The organism is Pseudoduganella chitinolytica (assembly GCF_029028125.1).
GTDB classification, from domain to species: domain Bacteria; phylum Pseudomonadota; class Gammaproteobacteria; order Burkholderiales; family Burkholderiaceae_D; genus Rugamonas; species Rugamonas chitinolytica.
Map to the genome: position 1 here is coordinate 2,337,921 of NZ_CP119083.1, position 21,183 is coordinate 2,359,103.

Sequence of the window (21,183 nt, forward strand, 5' to 3'; positions counted from 1 at the left end):
AACGTCTCCAGTACCCGCTCGCGTTCGCGCGCAGGCAGTACGGCCAGCGCCTGCAACGGCGTTTGCGGCGCACGCTCCAGCGCGCCGACCAGGCTGGCCACGGCCTGCTGCGCGAAGCCGAGGACGCGTTCGGCCGATACCGTATCGACGATCTCCGCGGTCAGTCGGAAGCCTTGGCCGAGGTCGTCCACGTGCAGCACGAACGGATAGTTGGTCTGGTCGCGGCTCTCGATATGGCGGATGCCTTCGATGACGTCGTTCTCGTCCAGCGCTTCCGGGCGGCTGTAGCGATAGTTCAGCAAGGCCGAGAACAGCGGCGTGTTGGCCGGCAGCGCGCTGCAGCGCTGCGCCAGCGTCAGCGGCGCGTGTTCCATGCGCAGCAGCTCGACCAGCGTGCGGTTCACGGCCTCCAGGCCTTGCTGCGCGCTGTGCGTGCCAAGTTGCACACGCAGCGGCAGCGTGTTGATGAACATGCCCATCGCCCGGTCGACACCCGCGCCGCCTTGCATGCGGCCGAACAGTACGGTGCCGAAGACCACGTCGGCGCGGCCCGTGCAGGCACCCAGCACCTGCGCCCACGCGAGGTGGAAGACACTGGCGGCGCTGACCCCGCGCGCCGCCGCGACCCGGCGCACCCGCTCCGCCAGCGCGGCATCGAGGGCCTGGCGCGCCTGCACCGTGTTGGCGCCGTTGCCCTGCACGTCCAGCAGGTCGAAGGGTGCCGTGGGCGCGTCCACGTCGCCCAGCATCTCGCGGAAGAACCGTTCATGCGCGGCGTTGTTGTTGGCAAGCCGTGCCTGCGCGACGAAATTCCGGAACGGCACGGGCGGCGGCAACTCCGCGGCGCGGCCCTGCAGGATCCGCACCACCTCGTCGACCAGCAGTTCCAGCGTGATGTGGTCCATCACCAGGTGGTGATACATCAGCTGCAGCAGCCAGCGCTGCCCTTCGCCGTCGAACGCGGCGAAGCACTGGATCAGCGGGGCGCTTCGCACGTCCATCCGGAAGCGGCGCGGATCGACGTGGGCTTGCAGCTGTCCCAGCACATCGCCGCCGTCGAACGACAACGTCTGCACTTCCAGGCGGGCCTGGCGCCAGACCACCTGGACGGGGTCCTCCAGGCCGTCCCATTGCAGCGCGGTCCGCAAGACGTCATGGCGCGCGATCGCCTGGTTCATCGCGTCCACGAAGCGGTCCAGCAGCGCGCGGTCGGCAAAGCTCATCGACAGGCGGTTCAGGTAGGCGTCGCCTTCCTGCTGCAGCAGGTGGTGAAACAGGATGCCTTCCTGCAGCGGTGTGAGCGGATAGATGTCCTGGACGTTGGCGACGCCACCGGGCGTCGCCTGCACGATGCGGTCGATGTGGGCCTGCTCGAGGCGCACCAGCGGCAGCATGTCCGGCGTGATCTGGGGCCGCGCCGCGAGGGCCTGCTCGTGCTCCTCGGTCGGGCGTCCCGCGGCCCACGCCAGCAACTCGCGCTTGTGCAGCTTGAGCGACGTGACGACGGCCGGCGTCATCACGCCACGTAGCGCCTTGATGACGAGTTCCCCGTGCTCCACCCGTACCTCGACCTTGTTTGCATCGAACAGCTCGATCAGCGCCTTTGCTGCGGCACTCTTGCTTGCAACGTCCACGTTCATAGTCTGAATTCCTCGATGTCTTGGGTTTCTTCGTTGTTGTCGTTCAATGCGGCGAACGCTTGCGGAATGCCGTTGCGCGGCACTTCCATGACGGTGCCGCCTGGGAGGTGTGACAGCTCGACGGCGGCGGCCATGCCGGCCAGCCCCGGATGGGCGAACAGGGCACGGATATCCAGCGACCAGTCGCGCCGGCGCAGTTGCTCGAGCAGGCGGATAGCCAGCAGCGAGTGCCCGCCCAGCTCGAAGAAGTGGTCGTGCCGGCCGATCCGCTCGATGCCCAGCAGCTCGCTCCAGATCGACGCCAGCGTTTGCTCCACCTCGCCCACCGGTGCCTCGAACGCGCGGCGCTCGAACGCGGTGCCGTCCAGCGCCGGCAGGGCCTTGCGATCGAGCTTGCCGTTCGGGCCCAGCGGCAGCGCCGCCAGCGTCACGTACGCGGCCGGGATCATGTAGTCCGGCAGGTGCTTGCCCAGTTGCGCGCGCAGCATGGCCGGCTCCAGTCCGGGCTCGGCCACCAGGTAGGCGACCAGGCCCGCGCCGTCCGGCCGCGCCAGCACCACCGCCTCCTGCACGCCCGGCTGGCGCACCAGTTGCGCCTCGATCTCGCCCAGCTCGATGCGCAGGCCGCGCAGCTTGACCTGGAAGTCGTTGCGGCCCAGGTATTCCAGCGCGCCATCCGCGCGCCAGCGTCCCAGGTCGCCGGTGCGGTACATGCGTGCATCCGGTTCCCCGGCAAACGGGTCCGCCATGAAGCGCTCCGCCGTCAGTTCCGGACGGTTCAGGTAGCCGCGCGCCACCTGCACGCCGCCGATGTACAACTCGCCGGTTACGCCCAGCGGGGCCGGGCGGCCCTGCGCGTCGAGCACGTACATGCGCGTGTTGGCGATCGGCCGGCCGATCGGCACCGCCGTGCCCTCCTCGCCCGTACAGGTCCAGGCGGTGACGTCCACCGCCGCCTCGGTCGGGCCGTACAGGTTGTGCAGCTGCGCCTGCGGCAGCCCCGCGCGCACGCCATGCACCAGCGCCGCCGGCAGCGCCTCGCCGCTGCACAGCACCTGCCGCACGCTGGCGCAGCGTGCCACGGGCTCCGGCTGGCCCAGGAACACCTGCAGCATCGACGGCACGAAGTGCAGCGTGGTCACGCCGGCCGCCTCGATCACCTCGCCCAGGTAGCGCGGGTCCTTGTGCCCTTCCGGACGCGCCACCACCAGCCGGGCGCCCGTCATCAGGGGCCAGAAGAACTCCCAGACCGAGACGTCGAAGCCGAACGGCGTCTTCTGCAGCACGACGTCCTGCGGATTCAGTGCATAGGCCTGCTGCATCCACTGCAGGCGGTTGACGATGCCGCGGTGCGCGTTCATCACGCCCTTGGGCTGGCCGGTCGAGCCGGACGTGTAGATCACGTAGGCCAGGTGGCCCGGCGCCAGGCCGGCCGGGTCGAGATTGCTGTCGACGTAGCCGGCCAGCATGGCGTCGCTCGCCGCCGTGTCGAGCAGCACCCGCGGCACGCCATCGGCCAGGCGCCCGGCCAGGGTTTCCTGCGTCAGCAGTGCCAGCGGCGCGCTGTCGCGCAGCATGAGCGCCAGCCGGTCGTGCGGATAGCCCGGGTCCAGCGGCACATAGGCGCCGCCCGCCTTGACGATCGCCAGCAGCGCGATCACCATCCGTTCGCTGCGTTCCAGCAGCACGGCGACGGTGCGGTCCGGGCCCACGCCCAGGCTGCGCAGGTGGCGCGCCAGCCGGTTCGCGCGCGCATTCAGCTCAGAGAAACTGAGCTCGCATTGCTCGAAACGCACGGCGATCGCGTCGGGCGTGCGCGCCACCTGCTGCTCCACCAGTTGGTGCAGCAGCGCCGCCGGGTATTCGGTGGCGGTGGCGTTGAAGTCATCCAGCACTTGCCGGCGTTCGTCCGGCGGCAGCACGTCCAGCGCCGCCAGCGGCATCCCGGGCTCGTGTTCCAGTGCCTGCACCAGCCCGGCCAGGGCCTGCTGCAGGAACGCCACCACGCGCGGCGCGGCCACCGTGTGGTCGATTTCCGCCGTCAGCTCGAAGCCTTCGCCCAGGTCGTCCACGTGCAGCACGAACGGATAGTTGGTACGGTCATGGCCACCCAGGTGCTCGATGCCTTCCAGGATGGCGCCGCCGTCGCCGTCGCCTGCGTGGCTGTAGCGGTAGTTGAGCAGGCTGGAAAACAGCGGTACGTTGGCGGGCAGCCCGCTGCAGCGTTGCGCCAGCGTCAGCGGCGCGTGCTCATGCCGCAGCAGTTCGAGCAGCGCGGCATGGGTGCGCTTCAGGCCCTGCTCGACGTCGTCGTCCATGCGCACGCGCAGCGGCAGCGTGTTGAGGAACATGCCCATCGCGCGTGCCGCCTGCGCCGCCCCCTGCATGCGGCCGAACAGCACGGTGCCGAACACCACGTCGGCGCGCCCCGCGCAGCAGGCCAGTACCCTCGCCCATGCCAGGTGGAACAGGCTGGCCGCGCCGACGCCGCGCGCCTTGGCCTGGCGCCGCAGGCGCGCCGCCAGTGCGGGTTCCACGCGCGCGGCGTAGCGCCGCACGGCCGAGCCGTCGCCTTGCACGTCCAGCAGCCCGAACGGGGCGGTGGGCTCGTCCACGTCGCCCAGCATGCGCCGGAACCACGCCTCATGGTCGGCCGTCCCCATGCCCTGCCGTACCTGGGCGACGAAGCGGCCGAACGGCACCGGCTCGGGCAACTCGGCGCGCCGGCCCTGCAACAGCAGCACGATCTCGCCAATCAGCAGTTCGGAAGCAGTGTGGTCTAGCACCAGGTGATGGTGCAGCAGCTGCATCAGCCACGTGCCGGTGGCGCCATCGAACAGCGTGTAGGCACGCAGCATCGGTGCCTGGCGCACATCGAGCCGTTCGCGGCGCGGATCGGCATGGGCCTGCAACTGCGCCACGGCATCGCCGCCATGCGGCTCGCATTCCAGCGTGCGCAGGTCGATGCGGGCCTGGCGCCAGACCACCTGCACCGGCTCCGGCAGCCCCTCCCAATGCACCGCGGTGCGCAGGATGTCGTGGCGCGCGATCACGTCGTTCAGCGCTTCCATGAAGGCGTCCAGCCGCTGCCGGCTGTCGAAACGCAGCAATGTCGGCAGCACGTAGGTGTCGCCCGTCGTCTGCACGCGGTGGTGGAACAGGATGCCCTCCTGCAGCGGCACCAGCGGATAGATGTCCTGGATATTGGCCGCGCCACCGGGTGTCGTCTGTACCAGCCGCTCGATCTGCGCCGCATCCAGCGCCACCAGCGGCAGCATGTCCGGCACGATATGCAGCGTGCCTGCCGGGATGCCGCCGGCCGTGTCGCCGCCGGCGCGCCGCTTCAGCAGTTCGATCAGGTCGTCCTTGTGCGACCGCAACGACGCCATCAGGCCTTGGTCGGCCAGCTGGCGCTGGTCGCCGATCAGCGCCAGCTTGTCGCCCTTTACCCGCACCGCGATGCCGCAGGCATCGAGCTTGTCCAGCAATTCCAGTGCACTCACAGCTCGACCTCCTCAAGTTGAATGGTTGCGGCGGCCAGGTGCGCGAGGCTCGGTGCGTTGAACACCATCTGCACGTCCGCCTGGAGCTGCCTTTCGCTCATCTGGTAGATCACCTGGATGGCCAGGGCGGAGTGACCGCCCAGTTCGAAGAAGTTGTCATGGCGGCCCACGCGTTCTGCCCCCAGCAACTGGGCCCAGATGGCCGCCAGCGCCTGCTCCACCGCGCCGACCGGTGCCTCGTACTGGCGCTGCACCAGGCCTTGCCCCTCCGGCGCCGGCAACGCCTTGCGATCGAGCTTGCCGTTCGGCGTCAGCGGCAAGCGCTCCAGCACTACATACGATGCCGGCAGCATGTACTCCGGCAGTTGCGCGGCCAGCTGGGAGCGCAGCGCGGCGGGATCGGGCGCCGGCACCAGTGGGTCGGGCACGACGTAGGCGACCAGGCGTTGGTCGCCCGGGCTGTCCTCGCGGGCCAGCACTACCGCCTGGCGCACGCCGGACAGGCGCGCCAGGCGCGTCTCGATCTCGCCCAGCTCGATGCGGAAGCCGCGCACCTTGACCTGGAAGTCGTTGCGGCCCAGGTATTCGATGGTCCCGTCGGCGCGCCAGCGTCCCAGGTCGCCGGTGCGGTACATGCGCGCCTGCTCCGTTGCCGCGAACGGGTCGAGCACGAAGCGCTCCGCCGTCAGCTCGGGGCGGTGCAGGTAGCCGCGCGCGACACCGGCGCCGCCGATATGGATCTCGCCGGGTGCGCCCAGCGGCACCGGCTGGCCATGCGCGTCCAGCAGGTAGATGCGCGCATCCGGCATCACATGGCCCACGTTGGGCACGTCCCCCGCCACGGGGCCGCAGGCCGCGTCCACGCTGCACTCGGTCGGCCCATACATATTGAAGAACGCCACGCCTTCGGACCCGGCCAGCACGCGCCAGGTCGCGGCGTCGATGGGCTCGCCGCCCAGCAGCAGCTTGCGCAGCGACCGGCCGCGTTGGCCCGGGAAGCCGGCGCCCTGCAGCATGCGCAGGTGCGACGGCGTGCATTCCATCGCTTCGATGGCGTGCCGCTCCACGAACGCGAGCAGCGCACCCGCGTCGAGCCGGGTGGGCTCGGGCACGATGTAGACGCTGCGTCCCGTCGTCAGCTGGCCCCACGCCTTGACGGCCATGTCGAAGCCGAACGACGAGTTCCAGGCAATGCGGCGACAGTTTGGCCCCGGTCCGTGGATGCGCTGTTCCAGCCCGCGCAGGAAGGTCAGCACGTTGCGGTGCTCGACCATCACCCCTTTGGGCGTGCCGGTGGAACCCGACGTATAGATCACGTAGGCCAGGTGCGCGGCGTCCAGCCCCACCGCGGCTGGATCCGGATTGGCGGTGGGCGCCGTTCCCCACGCAGCCTGCTGCCATGGCACGGCATCCAGCACGACGGTATTGCGCGCCGCCGGCAGGCGCTCCTGCAGGCGCGCCTGCGTCAGCACCACGGCCGCCGCACTGTCGGCCAGCATGTGCGCGATGCGCTCGTCCGGATGGATCGGGTCCAGCGGCACGCAGGCGCCGCCCGCCTTCAGCGTGGCCAGCAGCGCCACCGCCATGTCGACGCTGCGTTCGACGCACACGGCGACCCGGTCGTCGGGCCGTACGCCCAGCGCGCGCAGGTGATGCGCCAGCTGGTTGGCCCGCTCGTTGAGCGCGCCGTAGCGCAGTTCCTGCCCGGCGCAGGCCACGGCCAGCACGTCCGGCTGCGCCGCCGCCTGCGCTTCGAACAGCGCGTGGATCAATGTATCGTCCGGGTAGGCACTCCGCGCTGGATTGAAGCCGTGCAGCACGCGCGCCCGTTCCGCTTCGTCCGCCAGCGCGATGCGGTCGATCCGCTGGCCGTCGTCCGCCACCATGGCCCGCAGTACCGCCTCCAGGTAGCCCCAGTGGCGCCGGATCGTGTCCGCGTCGAACAGCGCGGTGGCGTAATTGAGCTGGCCGACGATGCGCTCGCCATCTTCCTCCAGGTCGAGCGACAGGTCGAACTGCGCGCTGCCAGCCTGGTTGCCGACGCTGTCCAGGCCGAGCCCCGCCAGCGCCAGGCGTACCTCGGGCGTGTTCTGCCACGCCAGCCGCACCTGGTAGACCGGGTTGTACGCCATCGAGCGCACCGGGTTGAGCGCTTCCACCACCTGCTCGAACGGTACGTCGCGATGCGCCTGCGCCTGCAGGGCCAGCCGCCGGGCTTGCGCCAGCAGCGCGGCCACGCTGACTTCCCCTTCCAGGTCGAAACGGATCGCCTGGGCATTGACGAAGAAGCCGATCAGCGGCTCCAGTTCGGCGCGATTGCGCCCTGCTTCCGAACTGCCGATCACCACCTGCGACTGGCCGGAGAGGCGCGTCAGCACGGCCGCCCATGCCCCCAGCACGGTCATGTACAACGTGGTGCCGTGGCGCTGGCCCAACGCGCGCAGCGCGCGGCCAAGCCGCTCGTCCAGCGCGACCGGCAGCGTCGCGCCCCGGTAGTCCTGGGTGTCGGGACGGGGCCGGTCGGTCGGCAGTGCCAGCAGTTCCGGAATGCCTAGCAACTGGTCCACCCAGTACTGCAGCTGCGCTTGCAGCACGGGACCCTGCAGCCAGGTGCGCTGCCAGGCCGCGTAGTCGCCGTACTGCAGCGCCAGCGGCAGCAGCGGGTCCGGCGCACCCTCGCGGAATGCCGCGTACAGCGCCGAGAACTCGCGCGCCAGCACGCTCAGCGACCAGCCGTCGGCGACGATGTGGTGCATCGTCACCAGCAGCAGGTGTTCGTCGTCGGCCAAGCGCAGCAGGTGGCCGCGCAGCAGCGGTCCGTTGGCCAGGTCGAATGGCGCGGTGGCCTCGTCGTGGCAGATGCGTTGCAGTGCCTCGTCCGTTTGCCCCGCCACGTCGGAGAACCGCAGTGCGAACCCTTGCGCGGCAGCGACGACCTGGCGGGGTTGGCCTTCGATTGAGACGAAACGCGTGCGCAGGATTTCGTGGCGCTCGACGATGCGCGCCACGGCCGCCTGCAATGCCGTCCTGTCGAGCGTGCCGCGCAGGCGCAGCGCGCCCGGGATGTGATACGCCGTGTGGGCCTGCGCATCGATCTGCGTTACGTACCACAGCCGCTGCTGCGAGTACGACAGCGGCAGCGGTGCCGAACGGTCCGCCGGCACGATGGGCGCCAGCGTGCTGCGAGCGGCACTCGCGACTTCGCGCGCCAGCTCGCCCAGCCGCGGCGACTCGAACAGTGCCGCCAGCGGCAGCTCCACGCCCAGCTGCTGGCGCAGTTGCGAAACCAGCCTGACGGCCAGCAGCGAGTGGCCGCCCAGCTCGAAGAAGCTGTCCTGGCGCCCCACCGGCTCCACACCCAGCAGCGCCGACCAGATCCGCGCCAGCACCTGCTCGACCTCGCCCTGCGGTGCCTCATGGGCACGCTGCACGAGTGCGGCGGCGCCCGGCGCGGGCAGCGCCTGGCGATCGAGCTTGCCGTTGGCGGTAAGCGGCAGCGCATCGAGCGCCACGTACGCCGTCGGCACCATGTAGTCCGGCAGCCACCGGGCCAGTTGTTCACGCAGTTGCGACGCATCCACCGTGCCGACCACGTAGGCCACCAGGCGCTTCTCGCCATGGCGGTCCGCGCGCGCCAGCACCGCGGCCTCGGATACGCCTTCCAGCTGCGCCAGCCGCGTCTCGATCTCGCCCAGCTCGATGCGGTAACCGCGGATCTTGACCTGGAAGTCATTGCGGCCCAGGAATTCGACGGTGCCATCGGCGTGCCAGCGCCCCAGGTCGCCGGTGCGATACATGCGCCCGCCCGCCACGAACGGGTCGGGCAGGAAGCGCTGGGCGTCCAGTTCGGGGCGGTTCAGGTAGCCGCGCGCGACATGCGCACCGCCGATGTAGATCTCGCCGGCCACGCCCAGCGGCACCGGCTGCCGCCCGTCGTCCAGCACATAGACGCGACTGTCCGGCACGGGACGGCCGATACTGCCCGGCGCATCCGTGGCAGCGCAACGGGCCACGGTCGCGTTGATGGTGGTTTCCGTCGGGCCGTAGGCGTTGGCCAGCAGGGGGCGATGGCCCGGCCGGCGCCACCACGCCTCCAGCGCGGCGCCGCCAACCGCATCGCCGCCGATGACGATCTGGCGCAGCTGCGCGGGCATCGCGACGTCCGGCTCCAGCGCCATGCGCTGCCAGAACAAGGTCGGCAGGTTGGCGACGGTCAGCTGGTGCTCGGCGCACAGCCGGCACCAGCCGGCCGGATCGGTGACCCAGGCATCGGTGCGCAGCACCAGCGTGGCGCCATGCAGCAAGGTGCCGAAGATTTCCTCGACCGACACGTCGAAGGTCAGCGCGCAGAACTGCAGGACCCGGTCCGCCGGCGTGACACCATACAGCTCGCGCAGTGCCGCCACCTGGTGCCACAGCTGGCGGTGCTCGACCATCACGCCCTTCGGCGTGCCGGTGGAGCCGGACGTGTAGATCACGTAGGCCAGGTGCGACGCGGCGAGGCCCACTTCGGCGCAACCTGGATCGTGCTCCGGCAAACCGTCCAGGTCCAGGCTGTCCAGGGTGGCGACGTGGCAGCCCGGCGGCACCGGCAAACGCTCCCGCAATGGCTGCTGTGTCAGCAGCACGACGGGCGCACTGTCCACCAGCATGTGCGCCAGCCGCTCCACGGGTTGCGCCGGGTCCAGCGGCACGTAGCCAGCGCCCGCCTTGAGGGTTGCCAGCATGGCCACGATCACGTCGATGCATCGTTCCATGCACAGGGCGACGCGCGCGTCCGGCCGCACGCCCAGTGCGCGCAGGCGGTGCGCCAGCCGGTTGGCGCGCGCGTTCAGCTCCCCATAGCGCACCTGGCGCCCGTCGTGTTCCAGCGCCACCGCGTCCGGCCGGGCAGCCGCCTGCCGTTCGAACAGGACGTGGACCGGCTGCGCGGCACCGTGGGTCCGTTCGGTCGCGTTGAAGCCGTACAGCAGCTGCGTGCGCTCCGCCTCGTCCAGCAGCGCGATGCGCGCCACTTCCTGGCCCTCGTCCGCCACCATCGCACGCAGCATGGCGTGCAGGTAGCCCCAGTAGCGGCGCACCGTACCTTCGTCGAACAGCGCCGTCGCGTAATTGAGCTGGCCGGCGATGCCATTCCCCACTTCCTCGAAGTCCAGCGCCAGGTCGAAGGTGGCGCTGGCCTGCCCGCCGCGCAGCCGTTCCACGGCCAGGCCGGCCAGCTCCAGCGCTGCATCCGGCGTGTTATGCCACGTCAGCATGACCTGGAACAGCGGGTGATGCGCCATCGAGCGCGCGGGATTGATTGCCTCCACCAGTTGCTCGAACGGCAGGTCGTGCAAGCCCTGCGCCTGCAGCGCGGCCTGCCTGGCCTGTGCGAGCAGTGCAGCCACCGTGGCTGCGCCGGCGACGTCGATCTTGAGCGCCTGTGTGTTGACGAAGAAGCCGATCAGCGGCTCGACCTCGACGCGGTTGCGACCGGCATGGGAGCTGCCGATCACGACTTGCGACTGGCCGGCAAGGCGCGCCAGCACGGCCGCCCAGGCGGCCAGCACGGTCATGTACAACGTCGTGCCATGCCGGTTGCCGAGATCGCGCAAGGCGCGGCTCAGGTCCGCGTCCAGGCCGACCTCGATGCTGGCGCCCCGATAGTCCTGCACGGCCGGACGCGGCCGGTCCGTGGGCAGCGTCAACAGCTCGGGGGCGCCCTGCAACTGCGCCACGCCCTCCGCCAGTCGCGCTTGCAGGCGCGGTCCCTGCAGCCACTGGCGCTGCCACGCCGCGTAATCGGCATACTGGATGGGCAGCGGCGCCAACGCAGCCGCCACGCCCTGGCGCGCGGCCCGGTAACCGGCCGCGATCTCGCGCACCAGCACGCCGAGCGACCAGCCGTCGGAGACGATGTGGTGCATCGCCAGCAGCAGCACATGGTCGTCGTCGGCCAGGTGCAGCAGGTGGGCGCGGATCGGCGCTCCCTCGGCCAGATCGAACGGCAGCGCGGCCAGTGCCGCGCACTGCTCCTCCAGCGCGGCCGGATCGGCGGCGTGCTGCGTGAGCGCGAACGGACGGGCCGGGTCGATCGCCTGCCATGGCTGGCCGTCGACGCTGACGAAACGGGTGCGCAGCGCTTCGTGGCGCGCGATCACGCCATCCAGCGCTGCCTGCAACGCCGGGCGGTCGAGCGGACCGCGCAGGCGCAATGCCCCATGGATGTGGTAGGCCGCGCTGGCATTGCGATCCATGCGGTCGATGAACCACAGGCGCTGCTGCGCATACGACAGCGGCAACCGCGCCGTCCGGTCCACCGGCACGATGGCGCCCAGCGCCGTCGGGGCGGCGCCGCTCACGGCACCGGCCAGTTCGGCCAGGCGCGGGTGGGCGAACAGCGCAGCCAGCGGCAGTTCGATGCCCTGCTGCTGGCGCAATTGCGACACCAGCCGCACCGCCAGCAGCGAATGACCGCCCAGTTCGAAGAAGCTGTCATCGCGACCGACCCGCTCGACACCCAGCAAGGCCGACCAGATCCGCGCCAGCGCCTGCTCCGTCTCGCCCTGCGGCGCGGCATACGCCTGCCGGACTTGCGCATCGGCCTCGGGTGCCGGCAGCGCCTTGCGATCGAGCTTGCCGTTGGGCGTCAGCGGCAGCACGTCGAGCAGCACGTAAGCGGCGGGTACCATGTAGTCCGGCAGGCGCGCGCCCAATTGCTCGCGCAGCCAGGCCGGGTCCGGCCGCGCCGGCGGTTCCGCCACCACGTAAGCCACCAGGCGCGTCTCACCCGGCCGGTCCTGGCGCGCCAGCACGGCCGCCGCGCGCACCCCGGGCAGGCGCGCCAGCTGGGTTTCGATCTCGCCCGGTTCGATGCGGTAGCCGCGCAGCTTGACCTGGAAGTCGTTGCGGCCCAGGTAGTCGAGCGTGCCGTCGGCACGCCAGCGACCCAGGTCGCCCGTCTTGTACATGCGACCGCCTGGCACGAACGGATCGGCAAGGAAGCGTTCCCCGCTCAGTTCCGGGCGCTCCAGGTAGCCACGCGCCACCGCCATGCCGCCGATATGGATCTCGCCGGGCACGCCCAGCGGGACCGGCTGGCGGTGCGCGTCCAGCAGGTAGATGCGGCTGTTGGCGATCGGTTGGCCGATCGGGGGCAGGTCTTCCCACGCTTGCGCCGGTCCCGCCAGCACGTGCGCGGTGACGACGTGGCTTTCGGTCGGCCCGTAGTGGTTGTGCAGGCGCGCACTGGCATGCTTGTCGAACATGCGCCGGATGGCCGGCGTGATGCGCAGCTGCTCGCCCGCGGTGACCAGGTCGCGCAACAGCGGCAGGGGCGCGCTCCGTTGCGACCACAGCTCGCTCAGGTTGTCGAGCGCGATATACGGCAGGAACATCCGCTCGATGGATTGCCCGCCGAGCCAGTCGGCCAGCGCCGGCAGGTCCTGGCGCAACGCTTCGCGCAGCAGCACCAGCGTACCGCCGCCGGCAAGCGTCGAGAAGATCTCCTGGAATGCCACGTCGAAGCCGAGCGCGGCGAACTGCAGCGTGCGCGCCGGCTCGGGTAGTTGGCCGCGCTGCCAGGCCAGCAGGTTGACCAGCGCGCTATGCGGCATCGCCACTCCCTTCGGCACGCCGGTGGAACCGGATGTATAGATCACGTAGGCCAGGTGCTCCCCGCACAGGCCGTGCACCGGCACGTTGAGCGCCGGCGCGCCGGCCCAGGCCGGGGCCGGGTCGTCCAGCAGCACGATGGCAGCCGCGCCGGCATCGAGGCGCGCGGTCAGGGAGCGTTGGGTCAACAGCGCGACCGGACGGCTGTCCGCCAGCATGCGCGCCAGGCGCTCGTCCGGCATGGCCGGATCGAGAGGCACGTAGGCGCCACCGGCCTTCAAGGTGGCGATGATGGCTACCACCATCTCCAGGCTGCGCTCGGCGCAGACGGCCACGCGCTGATCCGGGCCCACGCCGAGGTCGCGCAGGTGGCTTGCGAGGCGGTTGGCCCGTTCGTTCAGGGCCCGATACGTCAGCACTTCGTCGCCCAGCTCCACGGCGATCCGGCCCGGATGGGCCGCGGCCTGCTGCTCGAAGGTCGCGTGCACGAGGGCCGGCAGGTCGTGCGCGGCGGCGGTGTCGTTGAATCCATGCAGGACCAGCGCGCGCTCCTGCGCGGACATCGCACCGATGGCGTACAGTGGCGTCTCCGGCGCCTGCTCCAGCGCCTGGACCAGTCCCTCCAGCACCTGCGCCACGAAACCGACGATGCGGGCCGCCGAGACCGAACGGTGGATCTCCGCGGTCAGGGCGAAGTCCTGTCCCAGGTCGTCCACGTACAGGCCGAACGGATAGTTGGTGCGGTCGCGCACGCCGAGGAAGCGTACGCCTTCGAGCACTTCGACGTCGTGCGTCCCGGCGCTGTGGCTGTGGCGATAGTTCAGCAAGGCCGAGAACAGCGGCATGCCGGCGGCCAGGCCGCTGCAGCGCTGCGCCAGCGCAAGGGCGGCATGCTCGTGCCGCAGCAGGTCGGCCAGTGCGACCTGCACCTGGCGCAGCCCCTGCTCGACGCCGACGTCACCCAACGCGACCCGCAGCGGCAAGGTGTTGATGAACATCCCGACGGCACGGTCGGTACCGGCACCGCCCTGCATGCGCCCGAACAGCACGGTGCCGAAGACCACGTCGTCGCGGCCCGTGCATTGCGCCAGGACCTGCGCCCACGCCAGGTGGAACAGGCTGGCGGCACTGGCCCCGCGCGCCCGGGCCTGTTGGCGCAGCCGTGCCGACAGTGCGGCGGGCAGCGCCAGCGTGGCTTGCTCGACCTGGGAACCGTCGCCCTGCACGTCCAGGATGCCGAACGGCGCGGTCGGCTCGTCCACGTCGGCCAGCATGGCGCGGAAGAAGGTCTCGTGCGCCGCTTCACTCGTGCCGAGGCGGGCATGGGCGACGAAGTCGCGATAGGGCACGGGCACCGGCAATTCGGCGTCGCGCTGTTGCTGGATCAGGGCGATCTCGCCGGTCAGCACTGCCAGCGTGGTGTGGTCCATTACCAGGTGGTGGTACAGCAGCTGCAGCAGCCAGCGCTGGCCGACGGGATCGAATGCGGCGAAGCCGTGCAGCAGCGGCGCGCGCGTCACGTCCAGCCGGTAGCGACGCGGATCGGCGTGGCGCAGCAGTTGCGCTTCCACCGCGCCGTCGGCCGGATCGAATTCCAGCCTCTCGACATGCAGCGGTGCATGGCGCCACACCACTTGCACCGGTTCGGCCAGTCCCTGCCAATGCACGGCCGTGCGCAGGATGTCGTGGCGGACGATCACGGCGTCCAGCGCGGCGACGAAGCCATCGAAGCGCGCCTTGCCGTCGAAGGCCAGCAGCGTGGGCAGCACATAGGCGTTGCCCTCGCTTTGCAGCAGGTGGTGAAACAGGATGCCCTGCTGCAGGGGTGCCAGCGGATAGATGTCCTGGATATTGGCGGCGCCGCCCGGCGTCGCGCCGGCGATGGTGTCGATCTGCGCCTGCTCCAGTCGCACCAGCGGCAGCATCGCCGGGGTGATGGCGGCGCAGGCGGGCGGGATGCCGTTCGGCGGTACTGGCACGCCGCCCAGGTCGTTGGCGGCGCCGATCGCCCGCGCCATGTCGGCCAGCGCGGCATGCGCGAACAGCGCGTGGATATCCAGCGACCAGTCGCGCCGGCGCAGTTGCTCGAGCAGGCGGATAGCCAGCAGCGAGTGCCCGCCCAGCTCGAAGAAGTGGTCGTGCCGGCCGATCCGCTCGATGCCCAGCAGCTCGCTCCAGATCGACGCCAGCGTTTGCTCCACCTCGCCCACCGGTGCCTCGAACGCGCGGCGCTCGAACGCGGTGCCGTCCAGCGCCGGCAGGGCCTTGCGATCGAGCTTGCCGTTCGGGCCCAGCGGCAGCGCCGCCAGCGTCACGTACGCGGCCGGGATCATGTAGTCCGGCAGGTGCTTGCCCAGTTGCGCGCGCAGCATGGCCGGCTCCAGTCCGGGCTCGGCCACCAGGTAGGCGACCAGGCCCGCGCCGTCCGGCCGCGCCAGCACCACCGCCTCCTGCACGCCCGGCTGGCGCACCAGTTGCGCCTCGATCTCGCCCAGCTCGATGCGCAGGCCGCGCAGCTTGACCTGGAAGTCGTTGCGGCCCAGGTATTCCAGCGCGCCATCCGCGCGCCAGCGTCCCAGGTCGCCGGTGCGGTACATGCGTGCATCCGGTTCCCCGGCAAACGGGTCCGCCATGAAGCGCTCCGCCGTCAGTTCCGGACGGTTCAGGTAGCCGCGCGCCACCTGCACGCCGCCGATGTACAACTCGCCGGTTACGCCCAGCGGGGCCGGGCGGCCCTGCGCGTCGAGCACGTACATGCGCGTGTTGGCGATCGGCCGGCCGATCGGCACCGCCGTGCCCTCCTCGCCCGTACAGGTCCAGGCGGTGACGTCCACCGCCGCCTCGGTCGGGCCGTACAGGTTGTGCAGCTGCGCCTGCGGCAGCCCCGCGCGCACGCCATGCACCAGCGCCGCCGGCAGCGCCTCGCCGCTGCACAGCACCTGCCGCACGCTGGCGCAGCGTGCCACGGGCTCCGGCTGGCCCAGGAACACCTGCAGCATCGACGGCACGAAGTGCAGCGTGGTCACGCCGGCCGCCTCGATCACCTCGCCCAGGTAGCGCGGGTCCTTGTGCCCTTCCGGACGCGCCACCACCAGCCGGGCGCCCGTCATCAGGGGCCAGAAGAACTCCCAGACCGAGACGTCGAAGCCGAACGGCGTCTTCTGCAGCACGACGTCCTGCGGATTCAGTGCATAGGCCTGCTGCATCCACTGCAGGCGGTTGACGATGCCGCGGTGCGCGTTCATCACGCCCTTGGGCTGGCCGGTCGAGCCGGACGTGTAGATCACGTAGGCCAGGTGGTCCGGCGCCAGGCCGGCCGGGTCGAGATTGCTGTCGACGTAGCCGGCCAGCATGGCGTCGCTCGCCGCCGTGTCGAGCAGCACCCGCGGCACGCCATCGGCCAGGCGCCCGGCCAGGGTTTCCTGCGTCAGCAGTGCCAGCGGCGCGCTGTCGCGCAGCATGAGCGCCAGCCGGTCGTCCGGATAGCCCGGGTCCAGCGGCACATAGGCGCCGCCCGCCTTGACGATCGCCAGCAGCGCGATCACCATCCGTTCGCTGCGTTCGAGCAGCACGGCGACGGTGCGATCCGGGCCCACGCCCAGGGTGCGCAAGTGACGCGCCAGCCGGTTGGCGCGCCCGTTCAGCTCATGAAAACTGAGCTCGCATTGCTCGAAACGCACGGCGATCGCGTCGGGCGTGCGCGCCACCTGCTGCTCCACCAGTTGGTGCAGCAGCGCCGCCGGGTATTCGGTGGCGGTGGCGTTGAAGTCATCCAGCACTTGCCGGCGTTCGTCCGGCGGCAGCACGTCCAGCGCCGCCAGCGGCATCCCGGGCTCGTGTTCCAGTGCCTGCACCAGCCCGGCCAGGGCCTGCTGCAGGAACGCTGCCACGCGCGGCGCCGACACGCTGTCATGCACCTGCACGGTCAGGGCGAAGTCGTCGCCGAAATCGTCCACGTACAAGCTGAAGGGATAGTTGGTGCGATCGCGGTCGCCGACGAAGCGCACGCCTTCCAGCAACGCCACGTCGCTGCTCCGGATCTGGCTGTGACGGTAGTTGAGCAACGCCGAGAACAGTGGCGTGCCGGGCGGCAGCGCGCTGCAACGCTGGGCCAGCGCCAGCGACGCATGTTCGTGCCGCAGCAGCCCGACCAGCGCACCATGCGTCTCGCACAGGCTGTCCGCCACCGAAGCCACGTCGGTGCGAACCCGCAGCGGCAGCGTATTGATGAACAGGCCCATGGCCCGGTCGGCCCCCGCACCGCCCTGCATGCGGCCGAACAGCACGGTGCCGAACACCACGTCGGCACGGCCCGTGCTTGCCGCCAGCACCTGTGCCATGGCCAGATGGAACACGCTGGCCGCGCTGACACCCCGGTCCCTGGCCACCCGGCGCAGCCGCGCGGACAGCTGCGGTGCCAGCGCCAGCCTGGCCTGCGCCAGGCGGGCACCGTCGCCCTGCACGTCCAGCAACCCGAACGGCGCCGTCGGTTCATCGACGTCGGCCAGCATCTGGCGGAAGAACGTTTCGTGTTCCGCGGCGCTGACACCCAGGCGGGCCTGGGCGACGAAATTGCGGAATGGGACAGGGGCCGCCAGTTCGCTGCCACGGCCCTGCACCAGCAGCGTCACCTCGGCCACGACCAGCTCCAGCGCCGTGTGATCCAGTGCGAGATGGTGGTACAGCAGTTGCAGCCACCAGCCCGGTCCGGCCGGATCGGCCGCCGCGAAGCCGCGCAGCATAGGCGCCTTGCGCAGGTCGATGCGTGCGTGCGGCTGCTCGATGTGCGCCTGCAGGCAGGACGGCACGTCGCCCGCCGCCGCATCCAGGGCCAGCATCTCCACGTCCAGGCGGGCCTCGCGCCAGACGACCTGCACCGGCTCGTCCAGTCCTTCGCACTGCACCGCGGTACGCAGGATGTCGTGACGGGCGATGACTTCGTCCAGCGCCGCCAGGAAGGCATCGAGCCGCTGCCGGCTGTCGAAATGCAGCAGGGTCGGCAGCACGTAGGTGTCGGTGGCCTTCTGCAGCAAGTGGTGGAACAGGATGCCTTCCTGCAGCGGCGCCAGCGGATAGATGTCCTGGATATTGGCGGCGCCACCTGGTGTCGCCTGCACGATCGTGGCGATCTGCGGCGCGTCCAGCCTTGCCAGCGGCAGCATGTCCGGCACGATGGCCGTGCAACCGGCGGGAATCGCGTTGGCGGGCACGTCGACTTCGGCGAGACCCGATTGACGGCCGGCGCGGACGGCTTGTGCCAGCGCGGCCAGTTGCGGTTGCGCGAACAGCGCGCGGATATCGATGAACCACTCGCGCCGGCGCATCTGCTCGATCAGGCGGATCGCCAGCAGCGAATGGCCGCCCAGTTCGAAGAAGCCGTCGTGGCGGCCCACCCGCTCGACCCCGAGCAGGTCGGACCAGATCTGCGCCAGCGTGCGCTCGATCTCGTCGGCCGGGGCCTCGTAGGCGCACTGCACGAACACGGCGCCATCCGGCGCCGGCAGCGCCTTGCGATCGAGCTTGCCGTTCGGTGTTTGCGGCAGCGCGTCCAGCGGCACGAACGCGGCCGGCAGCATGTACTCGGGCAGCGCCTGGCCCAGCACCTCGCGCCACGCCAGCGCGTCCGGCGCCAGGCCGGGTTCCATGACGACATAGGCCACCAGGCGCTTCTCGCCCGGCACGTCCTCGCGCGCCAGCACGACCGCCTCGCGCACGCCGGCGATGCGCGCCAGCTGCGTCTCGATCTCGCCCAGTTCGATGCGGAAGCCGCGGATCTTCACCTGGAAGTCGTTGCGGCCCAGGTATTCGACGGTACCGTCGGCGCGCCAGCGCCCCAGGTCGCCCGTCTTGTACAGGCGGCCGCCCGGCAAGGCCGTACCGGCAACGAACGGATCGGCCAGGAAGCGCTCGGCGCTCAGGTCCGGCCGGCCCAGGTAGGCCCGCGCCACCTGCACGCCGCCGATGTGGATCTCGCCCGTCACGCCCAGCGGTACCGGCTGGCCCTGGGCATCGAGCAGGTAGATGCGGCTGTTGGCGATCGGCGCGCCGATCGGCGGCAGGTCTTCCCACTCGTCGGCGGGGCTGGCCAGCACGTGGGCCGTCACCACGTGGCTTTCGGTCGGGCCGTAGTGGTTGTGCAGGCGTGCCTGCGGCGCGTGCCGGAACAACTGGCGGATGGACGGCGTGATACGCAACTGCTCGCCCGCCGTGATCAGGTCCTGCAGGGCCGGCAGCGGCCGCTCCTGCTGCGCCCACAGCTCGGCCAGGCCGTTCAAGGCGATGTACGGCAGGTAGATGCGCTGCAGGTCCTGGCCGCGCATCCAGTCGGCCAGCGCCGGCAGGTCCTGGCGCACCGTTTCGGCCACCAGCACGAGGGTGCCACCGCTGGTCAGGGTCGAGAAGATCTCCTGGAACGCCACGTCGAAGCCCAGCGCCGCGAACTGCAGCGTGCGGGCCGGCAGCGGCAGGTCGTCGCGCTGCCAGCGCAGCAGGTTGGCCAGGGCACGGTGCGGCATGCACACGCCCTTGGGCTGGCCGGTCGAGCCGGAGGTGTAGATCACGTAGGCCAGGTGGTCCGGCGTCTGCGTGCCGGCCGCCGGGTCGTCGGCCGGATGGTGTGCCCACGGCGACGGCGCATCCAGCTCGGCGCAGGCCACGCCATCGGGCAGCGCGAAGCGCGAGCGCAGGTGCGACTGGGTCAGCAGCGCGACCGGCGCGCTGTCGTGCAGCATGTGGGCCAGGCGCTCGTCCGGCAGCACCGGGTCGAGCGGCACGTAGGCTGCGCCGGCCTTGAGCGCGGCGACGATGGCGACGACCAGGTCCAGGCCACGCGCCAGGCACACGGCCACCCGGTCGTCCGGCTGTACGTCCAGCTCGCGCAGGTAGTGCGCCAGCCGGTTGGCACGGGTATTCAGCTCGGCGTAGGTCAGGCGCGCGCCGTCGAACTCCAGCGCGACGGCATCCGGGCCGAGCGCCACCTGCCGCTCGAACAGCTGGTGCACCAGCAGATCCGCGCCGAAGTCGCGTCGCGTGTCGTTGAAAGTGTCCGTCACCAGGGCGCGCTCGGCTTCGTCCATCGCCGGCAGGTCGCGCACTTTCGTTTGCGGCGCCGCGATGGCGGCCAGGGTCAGGCACTCGATGCGCCGGACGTGGTTGCGCACCTGTTCAGGCGCCAGCACGTCCAGGTCGAAGTTGAACTCGATATAGACGGGCTTCTCCTGCTCGTAGTCGCGCACGTAGATGCCGAGCGGCTGCCGTTCGTAGCCGTTGTGCAGCGGATGGACGGTCGTGCGGACAGCGCCATCGAAGCGCAGGTCGCCGATGAACCCTTCCACCGACAGGGCCACGTCGAACAGGCCGCGCCGGTCGCTGGTGCCCGCCAGCAGGCGGCGATGGATCGCCGCCAGCGGGAAGCGCTGGTGACGGTAGCAGCGCTTCAACTCGGCCGCCACGTCCTGCAGGATGCGGGTGAAGGGCTGGTCCGGATCGACCGCGATGCCGACCGGGATCGCCGACGAGAACATGCCGATCGTACGCCGCTGCGCCGCCCCCGTGCGGTTGTGCACCGGCATGCCGATGACCACCTCGTCGCGCCGGTTGAAGATGCGCGCGAAATACGCGGCCAGCACCGCCATCAGGAAGTTCGTGCTCGAGCCGCCCTCCGCCGCGGCGACTTCGGCCAGCCGCGCATACGCCTGCCGGTCGAGCTGCCATACCACTTGCCCGCAAGGGCGATCCGCGCCCCTCTTCCTGCCGCTGCCCTCGAACAGCGGCTCCGGCAGGCGCGGAAAACGTTCGGCCCAGAAGTCGCGGTCCTTGTCATGGCGCGGCGAAGCGAAGTAGTCGCCATCGCGTGCGACGAAGTCGCGGTAGGATGCATCGATTTCCTGCCCATCGGGTAGCTCGCCCCGCTGCAGGCGGTTGTAGGCCTCCACCACGGCATTGCCGATCAACGAAATCGACATGCCGTCCGCGACCAGGTGGTGGAAGCAGAACAGCCAGAACGCGCGCCCCGGTGCCACGTCGATCCATTGCATGCGCCAGAGGCGGCGGCCGTACACGTCGAACGGCGTGCCGAACACGTGCTTGACGTGCGCCCAGGCCTGGGCTTCCGGATCGTCCACGCCCTGGAAGTCGAAGCACTGCAGCACGGCCCCGCCATCGCCCGTGAAGCGCTGCAGGCAATCGTCCCCGCCCTGTTCCAGCACGATGCGCAAGGCGTCGTTGGCCTGGGCGACGTGGCCGATGGCCGCCTCGAACCGGGCCACATCCAACTCGCCATCCACCTGGACGACGACGCCGATATTGCAGCACGGCAGGGACGGTGCGAGCGACTGATCCAGCCAGATGGCATGCTGGGGCGAACTCAACTGATACAGAACTTCGCTTCTCATGGGCGTGAGGCTTCCTTATCGATGGTTCAATGAAAAAACGCGAGGGCCGGC

General features: G+C 70.5%; 2 protein-coding genes and 1 pseudogene. All 3 read right to left on the reverse strand.

The genetic code is table 11. From position 1 onward, the window contains the following. Positions 1-26 precede the first annotated feature (26 nt). Positions 27-1,406: pseudogene (locus PX653_RS28355) on the reverse strand (condensation domain-containing protein); the annotation flags it as partial. Between the two features lie 230 nt (positions 1,407-1,636). Next, a complete protein-coding gene (locus PX653_RS10325) occupies positions 1,637-5,143 on the reverse strand; it encodes a non-ribosomal peptide synthetase (protein WP_277417803.1) in 3,507 nt (1,168 codons plus the stop codon). Then, positions 5,140-21,132 (reverse strand): non-ribosomal peptide synthetase, encoded by a 15,993-nt coding sequence (locus tag PX653_RS10330; protein ID WP_277417804.1) that lies wholly within the window; start codon positions 21,130-21,132, stop codon positions 5,140-5,142. The genes PX653_RS10325 and PX653_RS10330 overlap by 4 nt, the downstream gene beginning before the upstream one ends. Positions 21,133-21,183 lie beyond the last annotated feature (51 nt).

Bases quoted from the DNA above. Each gene is read 5' to 3' on its own strand.
- PX653_RS10330 (WP_277417804.1), bottom strand. From the start codon at position 21,132: ATGAGAAGCGAAGTTCTGTATCAGTTGAGTTCGCCCCAGCATGCCATC.